This window comes from Streptomyces sp. SCSIO 30461, from assembly GCF_037023745.1.
Lineage (GTDB): Bacteria > Actinomycetota > Actinomycetes > Streptomycetales > Streptomycetaceae > Streptomyces.
This window is the reverse complement of sequence record NZ_CP146101.1, coordinates 8,017,162-8,040,473: the sequence shown is the minus strand read 5'-3', so window position 1 is coordinate 8,040,473 and position 23,312 is coordinate 8,017,162. Positions and strand designations below refer to the sequence as shown.

Annotated in this window: 25 protein-coding genes; 14 read left to right on the top strand and 11 right to left on the bottom strand. The window is 71.6% G+C overall.

All coding sequences use genetic code 11. The features are described from left to right. The first annotated feature begins 178 nt into the window (after nucleotides 1–178). Together V1460_RS36165 and V1460_RS36160 are read left to right on the top strand one after the other, a co-directional pair. Nucleotides 179–2,236, top strand: coding sequence for a PhoX family protein (locus V1460_RS36165; RefSeq protein WP_338678372.1), 2,058 nt, complete (start codon nucleotides 179–181; stop codon nucleotides 2,234–2,236). Then, nucleotides 2,233–2,715: an RNA-binding S4 domain-containing protein gene (locus V1460_RS36160; protein WP_407077656.1), complete on the top strand. Its 483-nt coding sequence runs from the start codon at nucleotides 2,233–2,235 to the stop codon at nucleotides 2,713–2,715. The genes V1460_RS36165 and V1460_RS36160 overlap by 4 nt, the downstream gene beginning before the upstream one ends. Nucleotides 2,716–2,971: 256 nt before the next feature. Here V1460_RS36160 and V1460_RS36155 read toward each other — a convergent pair whose 3' ends face one another. From V1460_RS36155 to V1460_RS36145, 3 genes are all read right to left on the bottom strand, one after another. Then, complete coding sequence (locus V1460_RS36155; protein WP_338677822.1) at nucleotides 2,972–4,966, bottom strand: FUSC family protein; 1,995 nt, start codon at nucleotides 4,964–4,966, stop codon at nucleotides 2,972–2,974. A gap of 45 nt (nucleotides 4,967–5,011) precedes the next feature. Further along, nucleotides 5,012–5,491, bottom strand: a complete 480-nt coding sequence (locus V1460_RS36150; RefSeq protein WP_338677821.1) for an FxLYD domain-containing protein — start codon at nucleotides 5,489–5,491, stop codon at nucleotides 5,012–5,014. A 479-nt stretch (nucleotides 5,492–5,970) separates the two neighbouring features. Further along, complete coding sequence (locus tag V1460_RS36145; RefSeq protein WP_338677820.1) at nucleotides 5,971–6,639, bottom strand: TetR/AcrR family transcriptional regulator C-terminal domain-containing protein; 669 nt, start codon at nucleotides 6,637–6,639, stop codon at nucleotides 5,971–5,973. A 265-nt stretch (nucleotides 6,640–6,904) separates the two neighbouring features. Between V1460_RS36145 and V1460_RS36140 the strand changes: the two genes are divergently transcribed. Next, nucleotides 6,905–7,732, top strand: a complete 828-nt coding sequence (locus V1460_RS36140; RefSeq protein WP_338677819.1) for an MBL fold metallo-hydrolase — start codon at nucleotides 6,905–6,907, stop codon at nucleotides 7,730–7,732. A 66-nt stretch (nucleotides 7,733–7,798) separates the two neighbouring features. On the opposite strand, the gene V1460_RS36135 is transcribed toward V1460_RS36140, so the two are convergent. After that, nucleotides 7,799–8,248 carry a hypothetical protein gene (locus V1460_RS36135; RefSeq protein ID WP_338677818.1) on the bottom strand — a complete coding sequence of 150 codons (450 nt, stop codon included), beginning with the start codon at nucleotides 8,246–8,248 and terminating at the stop codon, nucleotides 7,799–7,801. Nucleotides 8,249–8,434: 186 nt separating this feature from the next. Between V1460_RS36135 and V1460_RS36130 the strand changes: the two genes are divergently transcribed. Further along, nucleotides 8,435–8,815, top strand: a complete 381-nt coding sequence (locus tag V1460_RS36130) for a hypothetical protein (RefSeq protein WP_338677817.1) — start codon at nucleotides 8,435–8,437, stop codon at nucleotides 8,813–8,815. 259 nt (nucleotides 8,816–9,074) lie between these two features. Here the strand turns inward: V1460_RS36130 and V1460_RS36125 are convergent, their stop codons facing one another. Next, the gene (locus V1460_RS36125; protein ID WP_338677816.1) at nucleotides 9,075–9,281 is read right to left on the bottom strand and encodes a hypothetical protein; all 207 of its coding nucleotides are present in this window, start codon (nucleotides 9,279–9,281) and stop codon (nucleotides 9,075–9,077) included. A gap of 170 nt (nucleotides 9,282–9,451) precedes the next feature. On the opposite strand from V1460_RS36125, the gene V1460_RS36120 reads away from it, so the two are divergent. The 7 genes from V1460_RS36120 to V1460_RS36090 all read left to right on the top strand — a co-directional run bounded on the left by V1460_RS36120 (nucleotide 9,452) and on the right by V1460_RS36090 (nucleotide 14,529). Beyond that, complete coding sequence (locus V1460_RS36120; RefSeq protein WP_338677815.1) at nucleotides 9,452–10,702, top strand: helix-turn-helix transcriptional regulator; 1,251 nt, start codon at nucleotides 9,452–9,454, stop codon at nucleotides 10,700–10,702. A gap of 56 nt (nucleotides 10,703–10,758) precedes the next feature. After that, nucleotides 10,759–11,112 carry a DUF6415 family natural product biosynthesis protein gene (locus V1460_RS36115; RefSeq protein WP_338677814.1) on the top strand — a complete coding sequence of 118 codons (354 nt, stop codon included), beginning with the start codon at nucleotides 10,759–10,761 and terminating at the stop codon, nucleotides 11,110–11,112. 125 nt (nucleotides 11,113–11,237) lie between these two features. After that, nucleotides 11,238–11,420 carry a hypothetical protein gene (locus V1460_RS36110; RefSeq protein ID WP_338678410.1) on the top strand — a complete coding sequence of 61 codons (183 nt, stop codon included), beginning with the start codon at nucleotides 11,238–11,240 and terminating at the stop codon, nucleotides 11,418–11,420. Nucleotides 11,421–11,491: 71 nt separating this feature from the next. Then, complete coding sequence (locus V1460_RS36105) at nucleotides 11,492–11,872, top strand: hypothetical protein (protein WP_407077582.1); 381 nt, start codon at nucleotides 11,492–11,494, stop codon at nucleotides 11,870–11,872. Between the two features lie 280 nt (nucleotides 11,873–12,152). Continuing rightward, the gene (locus tag V1460_RS36100) at nucleotides 12,153–13,139 is read left to right on the top strand and encodes an ATP-binding cassette domain-containing protein (protein WP_338677812.1); all 987 of its coding nucleotides are present in this window, start codon (nucleotides 12,153–12,155) and stop codon (nucleotides 13,137–13,139) included. Further along, on the top strand, nucleotides 13,136–13,999 hold the full coding sequence (locus tag V1460_RS36095; RefSeq protein ID WP_338677811.1) for an ABC transporter permease: 864 nt from the start codon (nucleotides 13,136–13,138) through the stop codon (nucleotides 13,997–13,999). The genes V1460_RS36100 and V1460_RS36095 overlap by 4 nt, the downstream gene beginning before the upstream one ends. A 401-nt stretch (nucleotides 14,000–14,400) precedes the next feature. Then, a complete protein-coding gene (locus V1460_RS36090; protein ID WP_338677810.1) occupies nucleotides 14,401–14,529 on the top strand; it encodes a DUF6126 family protein in 129 nt (42 codons plus the stop codon). Nucleotides 14,530–14,542: 13 nt separating this feature from the next. Here the strand turns inward: V1460_RS36090 and V1460_RS36085 are convergent, their stop codons facing one another. After that, nucleotides 14,543–15,100 (bottom strand): Uma2 family endonuclease, encoded by a 558-nt coding sequence (locus tag V1460_RS36085; protein ID WP_338677809.1) that lies wholly within the window; start codon nucleotides 15,098–15,100, stop codon nucleotides 14,543–14,545. A gap of 153 nt (nucleotides 15,101–15,253) precedes the next feature. On the opposite strand from V1460_RS36085, the gene cbiE reads away from it, so the two are divergent. Then, complete coding sequence (cbiE, locus tag V1460_RS36080; RefSeq protein ID WP_338677808.1) at nucleotides 15,254–16,525, top strand: precorrin-6y C5,15-methyltransferase (decarboxylating) subunit CbiE; 1,272 nt, start codon at nucleotides 15,254–15,256, stop codon at nucleotides 16,523–16,525. Further along, the gene (gene cobM, locus V1460_RS36075; RefSeq protein ID WP_338677806.1) at nucleotides 16,522–17,271 is read left to right on the top strand and encodes a precorrin-4 C(11)-methyltransferase; all 750 of its coding nucleotides are present in this window, start codon (nucleotides 16,522–16,524) and stop codon (nucleotides 17,269–17,271) included. Before cbiE ends, cobM begins: the two co-directional genes overlap by 4 nt. A 117-nt stretch (nucleotides 17,272–17,388) precedes the next feature. On the opposite strand, the gene V1460_RS36070 is transcribed toward cobM, so the two are convergent. After that, the gene (locus tag V1460_RS36070; protein WP_338677805.1) at nucleotides 17,389–18,129 is read right to left on the bottom strand and encodes a cobalt-precorrin-6A reductase; all 741 of its coding nucleotides are present in this window, start codon (nucleotides 18,127–18,129) and stop codon (nucleotides 17,389–17,391) included. Nucleotides 18,130–18,140: 11 nt separating this feature from the next. Between V1460_RS36070 and V1460_RS36065 the strand changes: the two genes are divergently transcribed. Beyond that, nucleotides 18,141–19,277: a cobalt-precorrin-5B (C(1))-methyltransferase gene (locus V1460_RS36065; protein ID WP_338677804.1), complete on the top strand. Its 1,137-nt coding sequence runs from the start codon at nucleotides 18,141–18,143 to the stop codon at nucleotides 19,275–19,277. An 8-nt stretch (nucleotides 19,278–19,285) separates the two neighbouring features. Here V1460_RS36065 and V1460_RS36060 read toward each other — a convergent pair whose 3' ends face one another. The 4 genes from V1460_RS36060 to V1460_RS36045 all read right to left on the bottom strand — a co-directional run bounded on the left by V1460_RS36060 (nucleotide 19,286) and on the right by V1460_RS36045 (nucleotide 23,312). Next, nucleotides 19,286–19,699 (bottom strand): VOC family protein, encoded by a 414-nt coding sequence (locus tag V1460_RS36060; protein WP_338677803.1) that lies wholly within the window; start codon nucleotides 19,697–19,699, stop codon nucleotides 19,286–19,288. A gap of 126 nt (nucleotides 19,700–19,825) precedes the next feature. Continuing rightward, nucleotides 19,826–21,346 (bottom strand): precorrin-2 C(20)-methyltransferase, encoded by a 1,521-nt coding sequence (locus V1460_RS36055; protein WP_338677802.1) that lies wholly within the window; start codon nucleotides 21,344–21,346, stop codon nucleotides 19,826–19,828. Beyond that, complete coding sequence (locus tag V1460_RS36050) at nucleotides 21,343–21,987, bottom strand: precorrin-8X methylmutase (protein ID WP_338677801.1); 645 nt, start codon at nucleotides 21,985–21,987, stop codon at nucleotides 21,343–21,345. The genes V1460_RS36055 and V1460_RS36050 overlap by 4 nt, the downstream gene beginning before the upstream one ends. Beyond that, the gene (locus tag V1460_RS36045) at nucleotides 21,984–23,312 is read right to left on the bottom strand and encodes a cobalamin biosynthesis protein CobG (RefSeq protein WP_407077581.1); all 1,329 of its coding nucleotides are present in this window, start codon (nucleotides 23,310–23,312) and stop codon (nucleotides 21,984–21,986) included. The genes V1460_RS36050 and V1460_RS36045 overlap by 4 nt, the downstream gene beginning before the upstream one ends.

Genomic DNA, 23,312 nt, shown 5'->3' with positions numbered 1-23,312 from the left:
CCCGCCCGATTCGCAAGTGGGCAACCCCCTCCGGTGTCAAGAGCGCCTCAGTCCGTCCCCATTCATCCCCTGTTCACCTCGACGCCGCCCGCGTGAACGCGTGTACGCCTAGCGTCACGGCCGGACACATTCCGACACGATGTCGGCGCAGGATGCGCCGAAGGGGATTGGGGAAGAAGTGCGCAAACTGCTGCCGCTGCTGAGCTCGGGTCACGCGGGCGGCCGGTCCGCTCTCACCTGTCGTTACCGCTGTGGTGACGCCTGCTTCCAAGAAGTGCCGAACACCAGCGACAACGAGTACGCCGGTGACATCATCGCGGGCGCGCTCTCCCGCCGTTCCGTGATGCGCACCGCCGCGGTCGTGACCGTGGCCACCGCCACGGCCGGTGCCGTCGTCGCACAGGGCGCCACCGAGGCCCACGCGGCCACCGCTGGTGCGACGCCCAAGGGGCGGGGCGCTGCCCGCGGCGGTGCGGCGCGCGGTCTCCGTTTCACGCCCGTCGAGCCCAACACCGTCGACCAGGTGACGGTTCCCTCCGGATATGCCCAGAACGTCGTCATCCGCTGGGGTGAGCCCATTCTGCGCGGCGCACCCGTCTTCGACCCCGATCGCCAGAGCGCGCGGGCGCAGGCCGGCCAGTTCGGCTACAACAACGACTTCCTGAGCCTGCTGCCGCTGCGCGAGCACGGCCGCCAGGTGCTCGTGGCCAACCACGAGTACACCGACGAAGTCCTGATGTTCAAGGGCTACGACCCGGCCAACCCCACCCGCGAACAGGTCGAGATCGCCTGGGCCGCGCACGGCCTGTCCGTCGTCGTGGTCCAGGAGGAGCGCAGGAGCGGCAAGCTCACGCCCGTCACCCGGCACCACCTCAACCGCCGTCTCACCGCGACCTCGGAATTCCGCCTGACCGGCCCGGCCGCCGGCAGCGACCTGCTGAAGACCTCCGCCGACCCGACCGGCACCAAGGTGCTCGGCACCCTCAACAACTGCGCGGGCGGCACCACCCCCTGGGGCACCACGCTGCACGGCGAGGAGAACTTCAACCAGTACTTCGCCAACGGCTCCAGCGCGACCGACAAACGCTACGGCATCGGCGCCTCCGCCACCGAGCGCAAGTGGGAGCGGTTCGACAAGCGTTTCGACGTAGCCCAGGAGCCCAACGAGTCCCATCGATTCGGCTGGGTCGTGGAACTCGACCCGTACGACCCGGACTCGACGCCCCGCAAGCGCACCGCGCTCGGCCGCTTCAAGCACGAGGCCGCCCAGCCGCGCCTCACCCGCGACGGCCGCCCCGTCGTCTACATGGGCGATGACGAGCGCTTCGACTACTTCTACAAGTTCGTCTCCTCGAAGCGGATGAGGAAGGGCGGTTCACGGGCCGCCCACCGGCACAACCTGACGCTGCTGGACGAGGGCACCCTGTATGTGGCCAAGCTCAGCGGCGACAGCCCGGCCGCTGAGATCGACGGCACCGGAAAGCTCCCGAACGACGGCGAGTTCGACGGCAGCGGCGTGTGGATCCCGCTGGCCACCGGGGATGTCTCGCATGTCGAGGGCATGACCGCGGAAGAGGTCTACGTCTTCACCCGGCTCGCCGCCGACAAGGTCGGCGCGACCAAGATGGACCGCCCCGAGGACGTGGAGCCCAGCCCCCGCACCGGCCGGGTCTACGTGGCGCTCACCAACAACTCCGACCGCGGCAAGACGGGCAAGCCGGGCGCGGACGAGGCCAACCCGCGCAACCTCAACAAGCACGGCCAGATCCTGGAACTCGCCGAGCACTGGGACGACCCGGCGGGCGACGGCTTCGCCTGGCGCCTCTTCCTGGTCGCGGGCGACCCGGAGGACCCGGCCACGTACTTCGCGGGCTACCCGAAGGACGCGGTCAGCCCGATCTCCTGCCCGGACAACGTGGCCTTCGACCCGCACGGCAACCTGTGGATCTCCACCGACGGCAACCAACTCGGCTCCCACGACGGCCTGTTCGGCGTGGCCACGAGGGGCGAGCGGCGCGGTGAGCTGAAGCAGTTCCTCACGGTGCCGAGGGGCGCGGAGACCTGCGGCCCGATCATCCAGGACCGCCGTGTCATCGTCGCCGTCCAGCACCCCGGCGAGATCGACGGCGCGACGGTCGAGAAGCCCGGGTCGGTGTGGCCGGACGGACCGGGCAAGCTGGTCCGCCCGGCGGTCGTCGCGGTGTACCGCAGGGACGGCCGCGACATCGGCGTCTGACCCCACCACCCCAAGGACCCAGGGGCCCGGCAGCTCCCGCCGGGCCCCTGGCCCACGCCTTCCGACGGCGTAGAGTCGGACGCATGGCTGACGACGACGGGACCGGTGGCGGCGGCGCGGTACGGGTGGACAGCTGGATCTGGTCCGTACGGCTCACCAAGACCCGTTCACAGGCGGCGACCGCCTGCCGCGGTGGCCATGTCCGGGTGAACGGCGAACGCGTCAAACCGGCGCAGAGCCTGCGGCCCGGCGACGAGGTGCGGCTGTTCCACGCCGGCCACGAGCGGATCGTGGTCGTCTCCCGACTGATCCGCAAGCGCGTCGGCGCTCCGGCGGCGGTGCAGTGCTACGTGGACAACACCCCGCCGCCCCCGCCGCGCGAGTTCGCGGCCCCGACGGGCGTACGGGACCGGGGCGCGGGCCGCCCGACGAAGCGGGACCGGCGCGAGATGGACCGGTTGCAGGGCCGCCAGGGGTAGGTGCCGTCAGACACTGAGACGGGTTGCCTGTTCCAGGAGTTCTCGGGCTCCGCCATGCCGTCGAAGCGCACTGGCCATGGGGCGCGCCGACGCGGTGAGCGAATGCCGGTACACCGGGGACGGCGCGTTCATGCCGACCAGGTTGGCCGCCATCGTCTGGACCGAGCCGCGACGGGTCCGGTGCCGCGATGCCATCCGCCCTCCGGGGCGGCCACCGACCTCCCGACGGAGGGCCACTGATGCCCACCCAGGTGGATCAGGTCCGCGGCGAGGTGATGGCGCGGGCCGCCGTCACCTCGTGCCTGAGCGGCGAGAGCACGCTCTGCTCGCAGCCGCGCAGATTGGCCCTGACCTCGTGCAGTTCGTCGCTGGCCCGCAGGCCCGCCGCCAGTTCCCGCAGCTCGTGCACGATGGGCGTGACCTCGTCGGGCGCCGGGGCCGTGGCGCCGTGGCGCACCCGTACCCTGGCGGCCGTCGTCGCGTCGGCGACCCGCTCCACGGCGACCGCAAGCGGCCACCAGGCGGCGGCGCGGGTGCCGGTCGGCGGGGGTTCGGTGAGGGCGCGTTGGAACTCGCAGCGGACATCCGACAGATCGCGGTACAGGCAGCGCCGTGAGCGTTCCTGCGCGCCCGGATCGGCTGCGGGCGCGAACGACTGCTCCACATAGTGCGCCGCTTGGTCGACCGCGTCCGCGAGCCGGTCGCCGACCCGGGTGTGCCAGCTCTCCGGCCACAGCAGGTATCCCGCCAGCAGCGCTATCGCGCAGCCGATCAGGCTGTCCACCAGGCGGGGCACCAGCAGACGGGTGCCTTCGTGGTTGAGCAGGTCGGACACCAGCAGGATGGCGGGGGTGATCGCCGCGGTCTGGAAGGCGTAGCCCTTGACCGTGAACGCGGGGATCAGCGCGGCCAGCACCATCATCACCGGCACATACGCCCAGCCGCGAGGTACCTCGGCGAGCACCAGCGTCGCGACCACGAGGCCTGCCGCGGTGCCCACCGCGCGCAGCACCGCGCGCGAGAAGACCGAGCCGAAGTCCGGTTTGAGGACGAAGGTGACGGTGAGCGCCACCCAGTACGAGCGGTCCAGCGCCACCAGGGAGACCAGGGCCTGGGCCAGGCCGATGCAGAGCGCGAGCCGCAGACCGTAGCGCCAGGAGGCATCCGACAGCAGCATGTAGCGGGTGGCACGCCTGGCCCGGACCCCGAGGGCGGCGGGACGGCCCAGCCGGTCGAGGTTCCCGAGGTGCTGCTCGGCCCGGGACGGATCGATGTCGGCCTCGTGCACGACCACGGCCGCGTGCCGTACGGCGTCGTCGACGGCACGCTCGGACGGGGTGTGCGGAGGCGGCAGTTCAAGGGGCAGGGCGCCGGTCCGGCGGCCCCGTTCGACGTCGTCCGCGAGGGAGCGTACGGCGGCGGGTACCTCGGCGGGCAACGGGTGCCCCGCGAAACGGGCCGCCGGGGCGGCTTCGACCACCGGGATCAGCGCGTTGAGCTGGGCTAGCAGCCGCACCAGCGACGGATTGTGCCCGTGGTCGCGCGTACGGCGGCCGAGCACGAGGTCGTACGAGGTGTTGAGCGCGTTGGTCACCGCGTGCCGCCGGGCGTCGTATGCGTCGTCGCCCGCGGGGTCGCCCGAGGCGGCGAGCTGGTCGGCCGCGGCGCGATAGGCACCGGCCACCGCGGCGCGCTCCGGCACCCCGCCGCGCAGCGGCCAGCCGAGCAGGGCGAGTGCGAGGACGAACAGACCGCCGACGCTCAGCAGCAGCGGCGCCGTCCACCACGGGCTGGGCAGCGGGAGCCCGGCGCCGATCACGGCGTCGAGCAGGAGCAGCAGTCCGGATACGGAGGCGACCGCGCCGATCGAGGAGACCATCCCGGACACCAACGCGACCAGGGTGAGCACGCCGACCGCGAGCCAGCCCCGGCCGTACACCAGGGTGCCGACGGTGACGCCGACCGCGCCGAACACCTGCGGCACGGCGATGTTGAACACCCGCATCCGGTACGCGTCGGCGGTGTCGCCGATCACCCCGGACAGCGCGCCCATCGCCACCAGCGCCCCGTACGCCACCTGCCCGGTGGCGAAACCGATCGCGAGCGGGGCGGACATCCCGATGGAGGCGCGCCCCACGGCGGCCCAGGGGATGGGCGTGGGCTGCGGTCGCAGGCTGCGCACCAGCCAAGGGGGCGGGGCCAGCCGCCGTGGGGTCGGACGCGGGCTCGGTCGCTTGTGGGGCGCCACCATCGGTCAGCTGCCGTGGTGTTGCGGGCCTGGGCCTGGGATCCGGCGTCAGTGCCGCACGGCGCGGGCGATCTCGGCCACCGGGGTGCCCGACAGATCGCGGTTGCTGCGCGCGTCGGCCGACTTGGTGCCGCCTGCCGGGACATCGTCGATGTTCACGACCACGGCGTCGAGCAGATTGCCGTCGGAGTCCCTGAAGTTCACCTGGACCGTGAAGTCCGCGGTACTGCTGGAGCTGTTGGTCGCGGTGATCTCGGCGACGGCCCGGCCGCCCTCGTTCTTGGTGCTGCCGGCCTTCACATCGCCCGTGACGTCGAAGCCGCCCTGGATGTCGGACAGCTTGGCGGTGGCGGACGCGATGAGGTCGCTCGCCTTGGATGCCGCTGACGCGGGGGTCTCACCGTTGTCTGACGAGCAGCCGGTGAGCACGCCGGCGATGAGGGCGGCGGCGACGAGTGCGTTGCGGATGAGTGCGTTGCGGGGGCTACGGGTGTCTTGGGGGTCACGAGTGCCACGAGACGTTCTCATACGGCCCAGAGTGCGCCGGTGCCGTGCATTCGGCCACTTGGCGCATTGGCGCGGACCTGGCAGGGCTCTGTGAGGCCGGCTGGCAAAGCACCGCCAGGACTGCCTGACCACGCCCTAGGAGCGGGTGGCGGTCCTGCAGCCGTTGCCCGCGGCCGTCGCCTCGTCGCCCGTTTCGATCGGCTTGCTGCGGTCGTACGGCGGGTGCCGACGCCGACGACAGCTCGTGGCCCGACGTCCCTGGCCGCTCGGCTGCACGCCGACGTCCCCAGAGCCGTCCGCGTGATCGCATGAGCGGACGACAGGCTTGTCGCTCCGCCGCTGTCGAATCCCCGCCGAGGGCGGGGTACTTCGCCGTTGAGGCGGAGTGGGCCAGGGCCTGTCCGGCATGATCCGCCGGCACCTCGTCGCCTGGACCGGCACTGTCCGCCCCGCAGGCGAACGGTGCCCTGGCGTAACCGCGTACCGCAGTCTGCGGAGCCCTACCGGGAGGTGTGCGCGCCCGCCGTGCCCTGGGCGGGTGCCAGCCTCCGCAGGGCGTCGATCAGTAGTTCGACTCCGAACGCGAACTCCGCGTCGTGGTCGTTGACCGCGAGGATCGGCGCGACCTTGGCGACCGCGGGGAACCCGGCCTCCGCGAAGTAGGCGGTCCTTGCTCGCTCGACCTCGGCGAGGTCGCGGTCCTGGCCGGGGCTCTGGGCGGGGGGCGCCGTATGGATCTCCCGCAGCAGTGAGCCGACCTGGAACGAGACGAACAGCCGCAGTACATGCACGGCGGTGCCCTCGTCGAAGCCGTGGTCGAGCAGCATCGCGAGCATGGTGTCGACCGGTGCCAGCGCGGTAGGGGTGGAGAGCTGGCGGGTCAGGGCCAGCTCGCCGGCGCGCGGGTGGCGCATCGCCGCCTTGCGGAACGCGTGCGAGAGGGTGCGCACGCCCTCCTCCCAGCCGCCGCTCATCCGGGTCGGCATACGCATCCGGTCCGTGATGTATTCGGTGACGCCGTCGAGGATGTCGGCCTTGCCCTGCACATGGTTGTAGAGCGACATCGCCTGTACCCCGAGCCTGGCCGCGATGCGCCGCATGGACAGACCGTCCACGCCCTCCTCGTCGATGATCACCAGCGCGGCCGCGACGATTCTCTCCCGTGTCAACGGTTCTCGGTGGGGCGGGAGTTCACGTCGAGGTTCCTGCGCCATGGCGGTCACTCTCTTTCGGGTGGCTACGCGCGGTAACGCTTGACGGCTTACAGCGTAGGTGCTTCGCTCCTGTCACGTACTTACGGTGTAAGCCGCCGTAGCGGTTCACCCGCACGTCGTATCCGTACGGTCACCATCCTCCCTTCCCGCCGTCGCCTCCCCGCCGTTTTCTCCCAGCCCGGCCCCTCGCCGGGTCTCCCCCTGGCCGCAGGAGACCCATATGTCCGTGAGCACCACCACCCTTCGGCAGCGGCGCTCGTCCCTGACCGTGCACCATCTCGACTGCGGACCCATGCGCCCCATCGGCGGCATCCCCCTCGTCTCGCACTGCCTGCTGATAGCCACCGGCAGCGGTCTGGTGCTGGTCGACACCGGCCTCGGCGCGGCCGAGGTGTCGGACCCACGGCGGCTCGGCGGGCTGTTCCGCCACACGATGCGTCCCGAGCTCGACCTGTCGCGCACGGCGGTCCACCAGGTGCGGGCGCTCGGCTACGACCCGTACGACGTCCAGGACATCGTGCTGACCCACCTCGATCCGGACCACGCCGGGGGGCTCGCCGACTTCCCGCACGCCAGGGTGCACGTCATGGCCGACGAGTACCGCTCGGCGATGCGCCGCGACACCAGGCTTGAGGCCGGGCGGTACGTTCCGGACCAGTGGGCCCATGGCGTCGACTGGGTCATCCACGACACCGCCGACTCGATGTGGTTCGGCTTCCCCGCGTCCAGGGTGATGCGTGCCCCGGACATCCTGCTGGTGCCGCTGCCCGGCCACACCCGCGGCCACTGCGCCGTGGCGGTCCAGCAGCAGAACCGCTGGCTGCTGCACGCGGGCGATGCTTACGCCTTCCACGGCGAGATCGACCTCAGGCGCCGGCGCTGCCCGCGCCCGCTGGCTCTGCATCAGCGGATGATGGCGGACGACCATCGGCTGAGGCTCGACCAGATGGATCGGCTGATCGCGTTGCGCAGGGCGCATCCGCGGCAGATCCGTATCTTCTCGTCCCGTGACGCACAGGAGTTCGATCTGCTGTCGGATCGGGCATAGGGCACGCGCCCGCCCCGGCCGTACGGGGGTACGACCGGGGCGGGTGTGGTGTTCACGGCAGCGGGGTCAGGTGGTTGCCGTCGTGTGCGACCTTTCGTGTGCCAGCGCCCAGATCACGAAGACCGAGATGGCCATGGAGACGATCGCCCAGACCGGCTGGTACGGCAGGAACAGGAACTGCGCGATGATGTTCAGCGACGCCAGAGCGATGCCGGTGACCTTGGCCCACTCGGCGTTCTTGAGGATTCCCCAGCCCGTCACGGCGAGGATGATTCCGAGGATCAGATGGATCCAGCCCCAGCCCGTGAGGTTGAAGGAGTAGATGTAGCCGCCGACGCGGGCGTAGACGGTGTCCTCGGCTATCGCGGCGATGCCCTCGATGATGCCGATGATGCCGAGCACCGAGAGCAGCACGCCGGCGAACAGTGTGCCGCCGCCTGACCAGGCTTCCTTGGTGGTGCCCGGCCTGGGGTTCCGGGGGGAGGTCTCGTTCTGGGGTGCAGTGTTCTGGCTCATGGCGCCAGCATGCGGCGAAAGGGGTATATCTGCGACATGCGGGGCATTCAGGTTGAGCCATTCGGGGGATGCGCTGTTCCACTTGCCGCTCCGGTCGTGCGGGCAGACGGTAGTGGGGACAAGGGGATACGGCGGGAATCGAACAAGAGACCGGGGGCGGGACCGGGGAGCGGAAGGAGTTCGGCCATGGCCGCACACGCAGCGGTGCCGGCGCGGCACCACCACAGCACTCTCGGATGGGCGCTGCCTCTCACTCTCGGCGTCGCCTACGGCTTCTACACGTCCTTCATGGCGCGCGAGGCGGGTGAGTCCGTCGGCGGCCAGCTGGTGATCGGCTTCGTCTCGGGCGCGGTGTTCGCCGCACTGTGCTTCCTGCTGGGCCGCTACCAGTCCGCCCTGCCGCGCGAGCTCCGCGCGGCTGCGTACGCGGCACTCGTGGGGATCTCGGTCGGCTATCTGTACAGCCTGAGCGGGCGCAGCGTCCTCACCGTGACGGTGCTGTCCCTGGCGCTGGCGGTCGGCACGCTCATCGTCACGTTCTACTTCTTCTACACGCACGAGGACTGAGCCCGCACCGCGCCGATGCCCCCTCGCCCGGATCCGGGCGCCTTCGGCAGGGACGGGCCCGGCGTGAAGACGGCCGTGCGACCCCGGTGGGTTGTGCAGGCCGTCATCGTGCTGCTGGGCTCACCGGGCGGATTCGACCAACACGAAAGCCTTCAGAGAACAGGTCGGTCGGGAATCCTTGTTGGCGTCGGCGGGTACTGCGCTCTCCGCGAGTGTGCCGTTTGTCGATCGGTAGTCCGTCTGTGTGCTGTTGTTGGTGTCAGACGTCGCTGTCAGAGATCTCGGCAGCCTTGGCTTGGGCCCGCTTCGCCATCTCCCACCCGTACTGGAAGGCTCCGAGTGCGAGCGCCGAAGCCAGAAGCCCGCGAATGATCGCGTCGTCTTCCACGACCACATAGATCAACAACGGAACGACAAGGAGCAGACGCCATCGCGGGTCATTCCATCCGTCGGGCTTTTTCGTCATCGCGCCCCCTCGGTCCGCAGACTAGCGCGCATCCCGGGCAAGCTGGTCACGCACCTGGCCTTCGGTCGGAGGGCCATTCCGTCATGCCCGTGAGGATGGTGAACCCACTCACATGACAAGGGCCTCGCCCATACCCTGTCAGTGACAAGCTGCAAGGAAGGGGCAAGGCCGTGTCACCCGACGCTACCCCGGACCCGTACGCCGACCCGATTCGCTTCGGGCAAAGGGCCAAGATCCTTCGGTCCCGACGCGGCATGACCCGCGAGGCTTTCGGCGGGCTCATGGGCAAGTCGGCATCGTGGGTCCGCGCAATCGAGGAAGGCCGACTGAAAGTTCCGCGCCTTGAGGTCGTGTTGCGGATGGCCGAGATCCTGCGTGTCCGGGACCTTGCCGACCTCACGGGGGACCAGTCCGCGCACGTCAGCCTCTTCACCGGCCCTGGACACCCGCGGCTCGCCGCTGTCCAGGACGCTGTGAACACATTCCCTCTGACCGGGGTGCGGGAGGCTCCGTCGGCGGAGCACCTCCAGGCGCGTCTGGCCCGAGCATGGGCGGCCCGGCACTCCGCGCCGAACCACAGGGAAGTGGTCGGCGCGCTGCTGCCTGATCTGATCCGGGACGCGCAGCTCGCCGTACGGCAGGCTGACAGTGCGGGCGACCGCCGTGCTTCGCAGTCCGCGCTCGCCGAGGTGTACTCGCTGTCGCAGTTCTTCGTGGCCTACCAACCGGACGCGGCGCTGCTGTGGCGCGTCGCCGAGCGGGGCATGGTCGCCGCGCAGGAGTCCGAGGACCCGCATGCCATCGGCGTGGCCGCGTGGCTGGTGACGCAGGCTCACCGTGACTCTGGGCCTGCGCGCTTCGACGCTGCCGACGCCGTCAACCTGGAGACCCTTGCGTATCTTGAGCCGCTACTGCCCGAAGCGAGCGACGATGTCCTCGCCGTTGCCGGCGCGCTCACCTTCGAGGCCGGGTACACGGCCGCCCGCCGAGGAGACACAGGGGCGGCGTGGCGTTACTGGGACACCGCCGGGGATATGGCCGGACGGTTGCCCGTGGACTACTACCACCCGATCACGAGCTTCTCACGGGCCATCATCGGCGCCCACGCGGTGACGGTGGCTGTGGAACTGCATGCGGGTGGGGAGTCGGTGCGACAGGCTGCGCGGGCGGACGCGTCGACTATCCCGTCCCGGCCGCGCCGTGCCCGGCACCGGATCGAAGAGGCGCGCGGTTATCAGCTGGACGGGCAGCCGGACGTGGCGCTGGCGACGCTCGCGCAGGCGCATGAGGCGGCCCCGGAGACCATCAAGTACAACGGGTACGCGAAGCGCATCGTGCTGGAGGAGACGCAGGCGAAGAGCCCCGCACGGCGCCGCCGGGCGTCTGACCTGGCAGTGAAACTGGGGCTACTCGCCGCCTGACGAGGCTGCACATTTTGTGCGCCCGACCCTCTTCCATTCCTTCTACCGTCGGTGACATGGAAGTCACCACGAGTGCAGAGTCTGCGCCGCCGGACCTCGTCACCATGCGGGACATCGCCCGCCAGGTGATGGCCGACGAGGAGACCACATCCGCGGAACTCGTCCCTGCGATGTGCGGGTTCGTGTATCTCATGGTCCCCGAGGTGCAGGCGTTGATCCGCCGTGCCCCATTGGGTGACGTGCCCGCGCAGGTGGCGCAAACCGCCGTGGACGGGGCGTGCGTGCGGGTGACCACGCCGCCCGGGATCGGGCCCGCGGCTGTGCGTCGGCACGCGCGGAAGGTCGCGACGTCCGTGCTGGCGCTGTGCGACCACTACGAGAGCCTCTGCGCCGCCGCGGACGGGACATGAGCGGCGTCGGCAACCCCTGAGATTCCCGCCTGCCGCCCACCGACGGCGGGAGCGGCGGCAGACGGGCCACAGACGCCGCCCCGGTCGGGCATCCAGCCAGAGACCGACCGGGACGGAGCGGGCCAGTGAGCCCGCGAGTGCATGACGGCACGGGGGTCGGCACGCGCACCCACGGCCTGATGGCCGACGTCACCAGGCGGATCCGCGACGCCGGGTTCGAGGTCGACGAGCGCCTCTGGGGTACGGCCGCCGACTGCAACGGCGCCCCCAACCCGCCGACATGCTGCGGTGACGGCCCCTGCTGCTGACCGAACCACCCAGGGCGGGCCGTCCTCGTCCGGGCGGCCCGCCCACACCACACCGAACGGGAGACATGCCGGTGCCCACCACACAGCTCAAGGCCCGCAGCCGGGTCACGCTCTTCCCCCTCGAAGACCTCACCGTCGCGTACACCACCCAGTCCGGCGACCCTCGCGGCCTCGGGGACATCGCCGTCATCGCCGTCACCGGCTCGGACAGCGCCCGGGGCGACGACCTGTGGATCCTGGCCCGGAGTATGTGGGGCCGCGTGTCGAACGGGCAGGAGCAGGCCCGGTGGATCCTCACCCAGGCCGTCCGGGCGCGTCTCGTCGGATGCGACGCGTACGCGGATCTCCCGGATGCCGAGTGGGCTGCCGACCTGGACCGCACGGTCCGGCTGGAAGGGCTGTTCGCCAACCACGAGACGCTGTGCACCGGTCGGTTCCTGCTGCTGGCGTAGAGACGGCCCCGGCCGGCGCCCGTACGCCTCGTCGCGCCGGGGCGCACCTTCGTACAAGCTCGGCGCGGCGTGTGGCCACTCGCTCCCCCCATGATCATTTGTAACGTTATGTGAGAGACATGGTTCCGGCGTGTCTCTCGTGATGGAGTGTCGGCATTCGTCCGCTCCCCGTCGCTCCCCTGCCCACCGGCGATGAGTTTTCGGGGCGGCACCGGTCTGTATCCGGCACACGCGAGCCACCGCAGGGATCGCAGGGACGGCAATGACAAAGGAACGACGAATGACCACAGATCTGGCGATCGAGACGACGGGCCTGGTGAAGACGTTCGGGGAGAACCGGGCCGTCGACGGTGTCGACCTCCGGGTGCCCGCCGGGACGGTCTACGGACTGCTCGGGCCGAACGGCGCGGGCAAGACCACCACCGTGAAGGTGCTGGCCACCCTGCTCAGACCGGACGGGGGGCAGGCCCGGGTGTTCGGCAGGGACGTGCTGACGGAAGCGGACGCGGTACGCAGCCGGGTCAGCCTCACCGGGCAGTACGCTTCCGTGGACGAGGACCTCACCGGCACCGAGAACCTGCTGCTGCTCGGCAGGCTGCTGGGACACGGCAAGGCCGCCGCCCGTGAGCGGGCCGCGCAGCTGCTGGAGGCATTCGGGCTCGCCGAGGCGGCGGGACGGCAGGTGAAGCAGTACTCGGGCGGTATGCGGCGCAGGATCGACATCGCCGCGTCCCTCCTCAACACCCCGGACCTGCTGTTCCTCGACGAGCCGACCACCGGCCTCGACCCCCGCAGCCGCAACCAGGTGTGGGACATCGTCAGGGCCGTCGTCTCGCAGGGCACCACGGTGCTGTTGACCACGCAGTACCTGGACGAGGCCGACCATCTGGCGTCCAGGATCGCCGTCATCGACCATGGCAGGGTGATCGCCGAAGGCACCAAGGGGGAGCTCAAGGCGTCCGTCGGCTCCGGCGCCGTGCACCTGCGACTGCGCGACGCCGGCCAGCGCGGGGATGCCGGGCGCATCCTCGCTCTCGCGCTCGACGCGCCCGTACAGCTCGATCCGGACCCGCTCGCCCTCACGGCAAGAGTCGCCGGGCACGGTACGGAGCAGGGCGCGGCGGAGCAGGCGGCCCGAGCGCTTTCGGAGCTGGCCAGGGCGGGGATCACGGTGGACACCTTCGCGCTGGGCCAGCCCAGCCTGGACGAGGTCTTCCTCGCCCTCACCGGCACGGACAGCACCGGCAGCAAGGAGGCCGTCGCATGAGTACCGTCGCCGCCAAGGCCCCCAAGGACTCCGACGACCTCACCTTCGCCGCCCCCAGGACCGAGGACCTTGCCGCCCTCCTCGTAGGCAGGGAGCGTCCCGCTCGGCCGAGCGCGCTCTCGGCCTCGCTCACCTTCGGCTGGCGAGCCATGCTCAAGATCAAGCATGTCCCTGAGCAGCTGTTCGACGTCACCGCGTTCCCGATCATGATGGTGCTGATGTACACATACCTCTTCGGAGGGGCGCTGGCCGGTTCGGCGGATGCGTACATCCAGTTCCTGCTGCCGGGAATCCTGGTGATGAGCGTCGTGATGATCACGATGTACACCGGCGTCGCGGTCAACGCCGACATCGAGAAGGGTGTCTTCGACCGCTTCCGCACCCTGCCGATCTGGCGGCCGGCCCCCATGGTCGGCTATCTGCTGGGCGATCTCGTGCGCTACTTCATCGCCTCGGTGGTGATGCTCAGTGTCGGCATGCTCATCGGCTACCGGCCGGACGGCGGTCCGGTGGGAGTGCTGCTCGGCGTCGCGCTGCTGATGCTGTTCTCGTTCGCCTTCTCCTGGATCTGGACGATGTTCGGGCTGCTGCTGCGCACCGAGAAGTCGGTGATGGGCGTCAGCATGATGGTGATCTTCCCGCTGACGTTCCTCAGCAATGTGTTCGTGGACCCGCGGACCATGCCGGGCTGGTTGCAGGCGTTCGTCAACAACAGCCCGGTCACGCACCTCGCCACTGCGGTACGGGAGCTGATGGCGGGTGAGTGGCCGGCGGCGGAGATCGGCTGGACGCTGGGCTGGTCGGCGGTGTTCGTGACCGTCTTCGGTGCGGTCACGATGCGTCTGTACAACCGCAAGTAGCCGGGAGCGGGCGGCTGGTCGGTCGAGGCGGCCGGTCAGCCGAAGCGCAGTCCGGCGATCTGCCGCTCGAACTCGGCCAGTTCGGCGTCGGCGTGGGATTCCGACGCCGAGGGCGCTGCCGCGTCGTCGGCGTCCCGGGGCGGGCGGGCGGCCGGCAGCCCGGCCGGCTCACTGCCCGGTCACCGTCGCCTTGATCCGCTCGTGCTCGCTCGGGGTGCGGCCGTTGGTGGGATCGGTGGTGACGTCACCGACGGTGAAGATCCCGAACTGCATCGCGTTCGCCTCCAGTGGTCCGGCATCGACAGTTTGTTGAATTTTAAACTGTCGGCTAGGGTGGCAGGGCCCCGGTTCTGTTCCGCCGTATTCTGAAGCGTCCCGTCTCTTGCCTTGAGGAGGCCCCGATGAGCGACATCGAACGCTGGAAGGAGCGCGGTGTCGCCCTGCGCGTCTTCGTCTACGTCTTCGCGACGCACCTCTTCGCCGGGTTCGTGTGGCTCCTCTTCTACGTCGGGGAGCACGCGAGGAAGTGAGCGCGGGCGAGGGTCAGAGACCGTCGGTGTCCAGTTCCAGATCGAAGGGCGCGGGCAGACGCAACGGTGTGCCGAAAGGGTGCGGTCCCTCGACCCGGGTGTAGCCGAGGCGTCCGGGCTCCGAGAAGAGGGTCACGCTGTGCTCGACCCGGTCGACGAGGAGGTAGAGCGGCGCGCCGTATTCGGCATACCGGCGGCGCTTGACGACACGGTCGGTCTCGGCGTTCGACTTCGAGGTGATCTCGACAATCAGCAGCGTTTGGTCGGGCACGAGCGCGCCGCCACTCTTGGCGAGCTCTTCCGGCACCACGGCGATGTCGGGGATGTACCAGTTCTGCGAACCCGGCAGGTCCAGATTCCCGGAGCCCTCGACGCAGCCGAGTTCGTCGACGCGGTCCTCGATCTGCCGGCGTACGAGCTTCGCGACTCGTTCGTGGTCCCAGCTGGGTGACACGTGCTCGATGATCCCTTCGATGATCTGCGCGCGGTCGCCTTTGAGCTTCTGGATGGCGTACTTCAGGGCGCGCTCGGGATCGATGCCGTCGGTGTAGTCAGCAGGCGCGGCGGTCATGCGCCACGCTCCCTCCGGGTCGGGGCTCCCTCATACCCTCACATTCCCATACCCGGTCCCGGTGCGGGCCTGTCAGCCGGCAAAGGCCTTCGCCCGAGTGTGGGTGGGAACACCCGTACGGAGCCCCGAGCCCGGAACAGTAGAGTCCCGTCCGTGAGCTCCGACCCCGGCCCCCGCCTTCACCAGCGCCGCCCCACCGCCGAAGTCGCGGTCGCCGGTATCGGCGCCGACGGCTGGGGCGGGCTTCCCGAGGCGACCCGGGCGGCCCTGCGTGAAGCCGAGGTGCTGATCGGGGGCGAGCGCCAGCTCGCGCTGCTGCCCGCCGAGTGCGGCGGGGAGCGCGTGCCGTGGCCTTCGCCGCTGCGCCCCGCCGTGCCTGGACTGCTCGCCGCGCACGCCGGGCGCCGGATCACGGTGCTCGCCAGCGGCGACCCGATGTTCTACGGGATCGGCCGGGCGCTCGCCGAAGAGCTCGGCGCGGACGCCCTGCGCGTACTGCCGCATCCTTCATCCGTGTCGTACGCCTGCGCCCGGCTCGGCTGGCCGCTGGAAGACACCGAGACCGTGACCCTGGTCGGCCGACCCCTGGCCTCGCTCGCCGCCGCACTGCACCACGGGCGGCGGCTGCTGGTGCTCAGCGCAGGGGCCGCGACTCCCGCCGACGTCGCCGGGCTGCTGCGCGAACGCGGCTACGGACCCAGCCGGATGCGGGTGCTGGAACAACTGGGTTCCCCGCGCGAGGCCCAGGTCAGCGGCTCCGCCGACGGCTGGGAACACCCGCCGGGCGACCCGCTCAACATCGTCGCCGTCGAGTGCGTACGCGCGCCCGGCGTGCTGCGGCTGTCGGCCGCGCCCGGACTGCCGGACGAGGCGTATGAGAACGACGGTCAGCTCACCAAGCGCCATGTGCGCGCCGCGACCCTGGCGGCGCTCGCGCCCGCGCCAGGGGAGCTGCTCTGGGACATCGGCGGCGGCTCCGGCTCGATCGCCGTCGAGTGGATGCGTACGCACCGCGGCTGCCGGGCGATCACGGTCGAACGCGACCCGGTGCGGGCCACCCGTATCGGCCGCAACGCCGAGGCGCTCGGCGTGCCGGGACTGCGGGTGGTCAACGCCTCCGCGCCCTCCGGGCTGGCCGGGCTGCCGGCCCCCGACGCGGTGTTCATCGGCGGCGGGCTCACCGCCCCCGGGCTGCTGGAAGCCTGCTGGGACGCGCTCCCGGCGGGCGGCAGGCTGGTCGCCAACACCGTGACGCTGGAGTCCGAGGCGCTGCTCGCCGACTGGTACCGGCGCCACGGGGGCGAGTTGGTGCGACTCGCTGTGGCGCACGCCGTGCCCGTCGGCACGTTCACCGGCTGGCGCCAGGCGATGCCCGTCACCCAGTGGTCCGTCACCGTCACCAAGCCAGGAGCTGAACCCTCATGACCGTCCACTTCATCGGCGCGGGCCCCGGCGCGGCCGACCTGATCACGCTCCGCGGCGCACGGACACTCGCCGCCTGCCGGGTCTGCCTGTACGCCGGCTCCCTGGTGCCCGGCGAGCTGCTGGCCGAGTGCCCCCCGGACGCCCGCCTGGTCGACACCGCCCAGCTCGACCTGGACCGGATCATCGCCGAGATCGTCCGCGCCCACGAGCAGGGCCACGACGTGGCGCGACTGCACTCGGGAGACCCCTCGGTCTTCAGCGCCGTCGCCGAACAGATGCGCCGGCTCGACGCACTGGGCATCCCGTACGAGGTCGTCCCCGGCGTCCCCGCCTTCGCCGCGGCCGCCGCCGCGCTGAAGCGCGAACTGACCGTGCCGACCGTCGGCCAGACCGTGATCCTTACCCGCATCGCCCAGCAGGCCACGCCCATGCCTCCGGGCGAGGACCTCGCCACCCTCGGCCGCAGCGGCGCCCTCCTCGTGCTGCACCTGGCGGCCCGCTATGTCGACCGGGTCGTGGCGGAGCTGCTGCCGCACTACGGCGCCGACTGCCCCGCGGCGGTCGTCGCGATGGCGAGCCGCCCCGACGAGGTGGTGCTGCGCGGCACGCTGGAGGACATCGCGGAGCAGACGAAGGAGGCGGGCATCACCAAGACGGCGGTGATCATCGTGGGCCGCACCCTGGGGGCTTCCCAGTTCCGCGACAGCCACCTGTACGACCCGGCCCGCGAACGCCACGTCTGCTGAGGTCCGGTGCCGGGTGCGGCGACGCCGCGTTCAGGCGCTCCGGCCGGGACTGGCCGGGCCGGGACTCGTACGGCCAGGACCTGTAGCGACATGACCGGTCGCACGACCGGCGCCCTCTCACCCGAGCCCGCCCGAACACACCCGGCTCACCGCCTCCTCCACCGTCGTCGCCACCGGCACCCCATCGGGGGCCGGTGGACGGCGGACCAGCACCACCGGGATGCCCGCCGCGCGGGCCGCGGTCAGCTTGGGGGCCGTCGCCGCCGCGCCGCTGTCCTTGGTGACCAGGACGTCGATGCCGTGGCGGTCCAGCAGCTCCCGCTCGGACTCCAGGGTGAACGGGCCCCGGTCCAGCAGCACCTCCATCCGGGCGGGGAACGGGGGCTCAGGGGCGTCCACCGAGCGCATCAGGAACCACAAGGTGTCCAGGTGGGCGAAGGAGGCGAGGCCCATACGCCCCGTGGTGAGGAAGACCCGCTCACCCAGTCCGGGCAGCGCGTCCGCTGCCTGCGTGAGCGAGTCCACCGGGTGCCAGTCGTCGCCCTCGCCGGGGACCCAGCCGGGGCGGCGCAGCGCGAGCAGGGGAACATGGGCCTGGCCGGCGGCTCGCGCCGCGTTGAAACTGATGGTCCCGGCGAAAGGATGGGTGGCGTCGATGAGCACCTCCACCCGCTGCTGCCGCAGCCACGCGGCGAGGCCCTCCGCCCCGCCGAATCCGCCGATCCGCACCTCGCCCCTGGGCAGCCGGGGAGCCGCGACACGGCCCGCGAGCGAGGTGGTCACCCGCTCCCCGCGCGCGTGCAGCGACTCGGCGAGGGCACGCGCCTCCGTCGTACCGCCGAGGATCAGGACGTGCACGGGGGACCTCCATGAGTGAACCCGCGCCCGTGGGAGGGCGCAGCGCCCAACTCAAGCACACCGGTCTGCGGCCCGGCTGGACCACCGGTGCCTGTGCGACCGCCGCCACGACCGCCGCGTACTCCGCGCTGCTGACCGGTGACTTCCCCGACCCGGTGACGATCACGCTGCCGAAGGGCCAGTCCCCGGCGTTCGCACTCGCCGCCGAGGAGCTCGTGGACGGGCGCGCCATGGCGGGAGTCGTGAAGGACGCGGGGGACGACCCCGACGTCACCCACGGCGCCCTGGTCCGCGCGACCGTGCGCGTCCTGCCGCCGGGCTCCGGGGTGGTCTTCCGCGCCGGACCCGGCGTGGGCACCGTCACCCGCCCCGGGTTGCCCCTCGATGTCGGTGAGCCCGCGATCAACCCCGTGCCACGTCGGATGATGCGCGAGCACATCGCGCTCGTCGCCGCCCGGTACGGCGGCACCGGTGACGTCGAGGTCACCGTCTCCGTCGACCACGGCGAGGAGATCGCCCGCTCCACCTGGAACCCGCGCCTCGGCATCCTGGGCGGGCTGTCCATCCTGGGCACCACGGGGATCGTCGTGCCGTACTCCTGCTCGGCGTGGATCGACTCGATCCGCCGTGGTGTGGACGTGGCGCGAGCGGCGGGCCGCACGCACCTGGCGGGCTGCACGGGCTCCACGTCCGAGAAGACCGTGGTCTCGCTGTACGACCTCCCCGAGGACGCCCTGCTCGACATGGGGGACTTCGCGGGCGCCGTGCTCAAGTACGTACGCCGTCACCCTGTCGAACGGCTGACCGTCTGCGGGGGCTTCGCCAAGCTGTCGAAGCTGGCGGCAGGCCATCTCGATCTGCACTCCGCCCGCTCCCAGGTCGACAAGGCATTCCTGGCCGAGCTGGCCGGGGCCGCCGGAGCCGACGAGGAGCTCGCGGCGCGGGTGGCGTCCGCCAACACCGGACTCGCCGCGCTCCAACTGTGCGCGGCGCAGGGTGTCCCGCTGGGCGACCTGGTGGCGGCGACCGCCCGTGACCAGGCCCTCGGGGTGCTGCGGGGCGCCCCGGTCACGGTCGACGTGGTGTGCATCGACCGCGCCGGGACGGTGGTGGGGCGTTGCTCCCCCAAGGGCCCGCGAGATGTCTGACGGGTGCGTCAGCCCTCGCTGATGTTGACCATCCACGGGATGCCGAACCGGTCCGTGCACATGCCGAACACATCGCCCCACATCTGCTTCTCCAGCGGTACCGCCACCGAGCCGGCGCCGGACAGCTTCTCCCAGTAGCCGCGCAGCTCGGCGGCGTCGTCGCCGCTCAGGCTCACCGAGAAGTTGTTGCCCGCCGTGTGCGGCATCCCGGGCGGGGCGTCGGCGCCCATCAGTGTGAAGCCGCTCGGGGTCTCGAGCATGGCGTGCATGATGTTGTCGCCCTGCGGTGTGCCGGGCTCGCCGCCTCCGGACTCACCATAGGTGTGCATCACCAGCGTGCCGCCGAGCACCTCCTTGTAGAACTCCATCGCCTGCCGGGCGTCGCCGTTGAAGCTGAGATACGGATTGAGGCGCGAGGCCATCGGAACCAACCTCCGGAAGTGGAGCACCAGTCGATGTCGGCAGACTAGCCGCAGGCACTGACAACGCCCCGGACCCCGCGCCGCGCCCCTGGGGTGCCCGTACCGCAACCCCTGGTGGGGCGGCCGCTACCCGGGGTAGGTGCGCGGCGTCCAGGCGATCCGCCCGCCCGAGCCCGGTACGGCCCGCTCCACCACCTTCGTCTGCGAGGAACCCACCAGCAGCAGCGTCCGCATGTCGACCACCGCCGGATCCAGGTCCACCAGCCGTACGATCGTCACGCTCTCCTCCGGTCCGCCCACATCGCGTGCCACGACCACAGGGGTGTCCGGCGCCCGGTGCCCGAGCAGCAGTTCACGGGCCTTCGCCACCTGCCATGTGCGGCTGCGCGAACCCGGGTTGTACAGGGCCAGTACGAGGTCCGCGTCCGCCGCTGCGCGCAGCCGCCCCGCGATGACCTCCCAGGGCTTGAGCCGGTCGGACAGCGAGATGGTCGCGTAGTCGTGCCCCAGCGGCGCGCCCGCCAGAGCCGCAGCCGCGTTGGCCGCGGTCACCCCGGGCAGCACCCGGACCGGCACGTCCGCGTACGCCTCCTGGGACGCCGCCTCCAGCACCGCTGTGGCCATGGCGAAGACCCCCGGGTCGCCGCCCGAGACCACCGCCACCCGGCGCCCGCGCCGGGCGAGGTCCAGCGCGAACTCGGCCCGCTCGGCCTCCACCTTGTTGTCGGAGCCGTGCCGCCGCTGGCCGGGGCGCACCGGCACCCGGTCCAGATAGGTCGTGTAGCCCACCAGGTCGTCGGCCGACGCCAGCGCCCCCCGGCTCTCCGGCGTCAGCCACAGCGGTCCGGCGGGACCAGTGCCCACCACCACGACCTCGCCCTCGCCCCGCGGCCGGTCCTCCGGAGGCCGCTGGTCGATACGGCTCGGCAGCACCGCCACCGAGAAGTACGGCACCGTCTCCGGGTCCACGTCGGCCAGCCGCTCCGTGCGCTCGCCCTCCATGGTGGCCCGCTCGACATACCGCGCGTCGTCGAGGCGCCCCGCGCGCCGCAGCGCCCGCCGCACCGCAGGGAACGTACGTCCCAGCTTCATCACCACCGCGGAGTCGGTGGCGGCGAGCCGGGCCGTCAGCTCCTCCTCGGGCAGCGTGCCCGGGATGATCGTCAGGACTTCCTCGGCTTCGCACAGCGGCTCCCCGAGCCGGGCCGCCGCCGCGCTCACCGAGGTGATGCCGGGGACGACCTCGGTCGGATAGCGGTGCGCGAGCCGCTTGTGCATGTGCTGGTACGAGCCGTAGAACAGCGGGTCGCCCTCGGCGAGCACGGCCACGGTGCGGCCGGCGTCGAGATGGGCCGCCAGCCGCGCCGCCGCCTCCTCGTAGAAGTCGTCCAGTGCGCCCCGGTAGCCGCCGGGGTGGTCGGTGGTCTCCGTGGTGATCGGGTACATCAGGCGCTCCTCGACATGGTCGGAGCGCAGGTGCTTCGCCACGATCGAGCGGGCGATGGAGCGCCCGTGCCGGGCGCAGTGGTACGCGACGACATCCGCCTCCGCGATGACCTCGACGGCCCGGAGGGTCATCAGCGAGGGGTCGCCGGGGCCGAGCCCGACCCCGTACAGCCGCCCGGTGCCCTGTGTCTGCGCGCTCACTCCGCCTCACTCGCCATCGCGTTGATCGCCGCGGCGGCCATGGCGCTGCCGCCCCGCCGCCCGCGTACCACCAGATGTTCCAGCCCCGAAGGATGCGCGGCAAGCGCGTCCTTGGACTCGGCCGCGCCTATGAAGCCCACCGGGATGCCGATCACGGCGGCCGGGCGGGGCGTCCCCTCCTCGATCATCTCCAGGAGCCGGAACAGCGCGGTGGGCGCGTTGCCGACGGCGACGACCGCGCCGTCCAGGCGGTCGCGCCACAGTTCGAGCGCGGCCGCGCTGCGGGTGGTGCCGAGCTCGGCGGCGAGCGCCGGGACCTTCGGGTCGGAGAGTGTGCAGACCACGTCGTTGCCGGCGGGCAGCCGCTTGCGGGTGACGCCGCTGGCGACCATCTGCGCGTCGCACAGGATCGGCGCACCGGCGCGCAGCGCCTCGCGGGCGCGGGCCACCACGCCGGGTGAGTAGGCGAGATCGCGGACGAGGTCGACCATGCCGCAGGCGTGGATCATCCGCACCGCGACCTGGCTGACGTCGGCGGGGAGCGCGGCGAGGTCGGCCTCGGCGCGGATGGTGGCAAAGGACTGGCGGTAGATCTCCGCCCCGTCCTTCTCGTAGTCGAACACGGTCTTCTTCTCGCTCATCTCGGTGGACAGGTACGGGAATCGGTACGGGCTGCGGCGACGGCGCCGGCGAGCCGCGCACCGGGCGATACGGATACGGATACGGGGCTGCCGTGGACGCTCACCCGGTAGGTGCCGTCCGGGGAGGCCAGGACATCCACGTAGTCCCCCCGCGGATGGCCGCAGCGGCGCTCGCAGCCGGACCAGTACACGGGGATGCCCTGGCCGTCGACCGGGGTGGCCTCGGCGTCGGCCCTGACGTCGGCGAGGGACTTGGCGCATCCGGGCCGCCCGGTGCAGGCGCCGACCCCGTACCGGGGCGAGTCGGTGCCGACGACGAACCCGGCCCGCCCGAGTGCGTCCAGCCGCGCTCGGGCGGCGGCGGCATCCGTGAACCCCGGCACCACGACCCCGCGCCACGGAGTGAGCCGGACGCCCTCGGCGGGCGCGGGCAGCAGCGCCCGCGCCTGGGCGGAGCTGAGCCGCCCGAGCGGCGCGACCGCGGACACCGCCCAGCCGCGCGGGCCCGCCACGATCCCGGGCAACGGACCTGGGACGTACCCGGGCAACGGACCCGGGTACGAGGGCCCGGCCGGAGGGACCGGCAGAGCTTCCGCCGCCACCCCCGCCCGCTCAAGCCGCTCGCCCACCGCGAGGTGCAGCCCGGCCGGCAACTCGCGTACGCGCCAGGCGCCCGTACCCGCTTCGGCCGACGCCGCCAGGAATGCCCGCGCCGCCGCGAGCGCCGCGCGCGGCGCGTCGGAGCCGGCCACACGGAAGGCGTGGCGGGCGATCCGCAGCACCGCTGCGCCGCCTTCGCCTGCGAGCAACGTCACATCGGCGCCGAGCCCCGCCACATCGCCCCGCCCGTCGTCCAGGGCGAACAGGAAACGGCCCGAAAGAGCCGCCGTCCACTCGCTGCCGCACAGCAGTGCGTCCAGTTCGCGGGTCCACAACTGCACGTCGGCGAAGCCCAGTCCGTCCAGTCCGGCAAGCGGCGATGCCACCACGTTGCGAACCCGCTCATGCGTTTCGGACGGCAGCAGTCCGGCATCCCGCAGCAGGGCCGCGAGCGGTGCCCCGCAGGCGTCCGAGAGCCCGCGCAGCTCCAGATTGCCCCGGGAGGTGATGCTGAGCGATCCATCGCCCAGCCCATCCGAAGCCGCGGCCAGCACAGTAAGCTGATGTTCCGTCAAAAAGCCGCCAGGTAGGCGCAGTCGGGCCAGCCGTCCATCATCGGCCGAGTGCAGCCGCAACGCTCCGGGGCAGGCGTCGCCCCGGTCCCGTATGCGAGGTTCGCCCGGGTCCGCGGGGCTTGTGGGTGTGGGCGGCATGGCGGCGAGCAT

Coding starts and splice junctions, on each gene's coding strand:
- V1460_RS36115 (WP_338677814.1), top strand. CDS start 10,759: ATGGAAGTCACCACGAGTGCAGAGTCTGCGCCGCCGGACCTCGTCACC.
- V1460_RS36135 (WP_338677818.1), bottom strand. CDS start 8,248: ATGAGCCAGAACACTGCACCCCAGAACGAGACCTCCCCCCGGAACCCC.
- V1460_RS36130 (WP_338677817.1), top strand. CDS start 8,435: ATGGCCGCACACGCAGCGGTGCCGGCGCGGCACCACCACAGCACTCTC.
- V1460_RS36095 (WP_338677811.1), top strand. CDS start 13,136: ATGAGTACCGTCGCCGCCAAGGCCCCCAAGGACTCCGACGACCTCACC.
- V1460_RS36045 (WP_407077581.1), bottom strand. CDS start 23,312: ATGCTCGCCGCCATGCCGCCCACACCCACAAGCCCCGCGGACCCGGGC.
- V1460_RS36090 (WP_338677810.1), top strand. CDS start 14,401: ATGAGCGACATCGAACGCTGGAAGGAGCGCGGTGTCGCCCTGCGCGTC.
- V1460_RS36050 (WP_338677801.1), bottom strand. CDS start 21,987: ATGAGCGAGAAGAAGACCGTGTTCGACTACGAGAAGGACGGGGCGGAG.
- V1460_RS36060 (WP_338677803.1), bottom strand. CDS start 19,699: ATGGCCTCGCGCCTCAATCCGTATCTCAGCTTCAACGGCGACGCCCGG.
- cobM (WP_338677806.1), top strand. CDS start 16,522: ATGACCGTCCACTTCATCGGCGCGGGCCCCGGCGCGGCCGACCTGATC.
- V1460_RS36140 (WP_338677819.1), top strand. CDS start 6,905: ATGTCCGTGAGCACCACCACCCTTCGGCAGCGGCGCTCGTCCCTGACC.
- V1460_RS36065 (WP_338677804.1), top strand. CDS start 18,141: ATGAGTGAACCCGCGCCCGTGGGAGGGCGCAGCGCCCAACTCAAGCAC.
- V1460_RS36150 (WP_338677821.1), bottom strand. CDS start 5,491: ATGAGAACGTCTCGTGGCACTCGTGACCCCCAAGACACCCGTAGCCCC.
- V1460_RS36085 (WP_338677809.1), bottom strand. CDS start 15,100: ATGACCGCCGCGCCTGCTGACTACACCGACGGCATCGATCCCGAGCGC.
- V1460_RS36155 (WP_338677822.1), bottom strand. CDS start 4,966: ATGGTGGCGCCCCACAAGCGACCGAGCCCGCGTCCGACCCCACGGCGG.
- V1460_RS36100 (WP_338677812.1), top strand. CDS start 12,153: ATGACCACAGATCTGGCGATCGAGACGACGGGCCTGGTGAAGACGTTC.
- V1460_RS36125 (WP_338677816.1), bottom strand. CDS start 9,281: ATGACGAAAAAGCCCGACGGATGGAATGACCCGCGATGGCGTCTGCTC.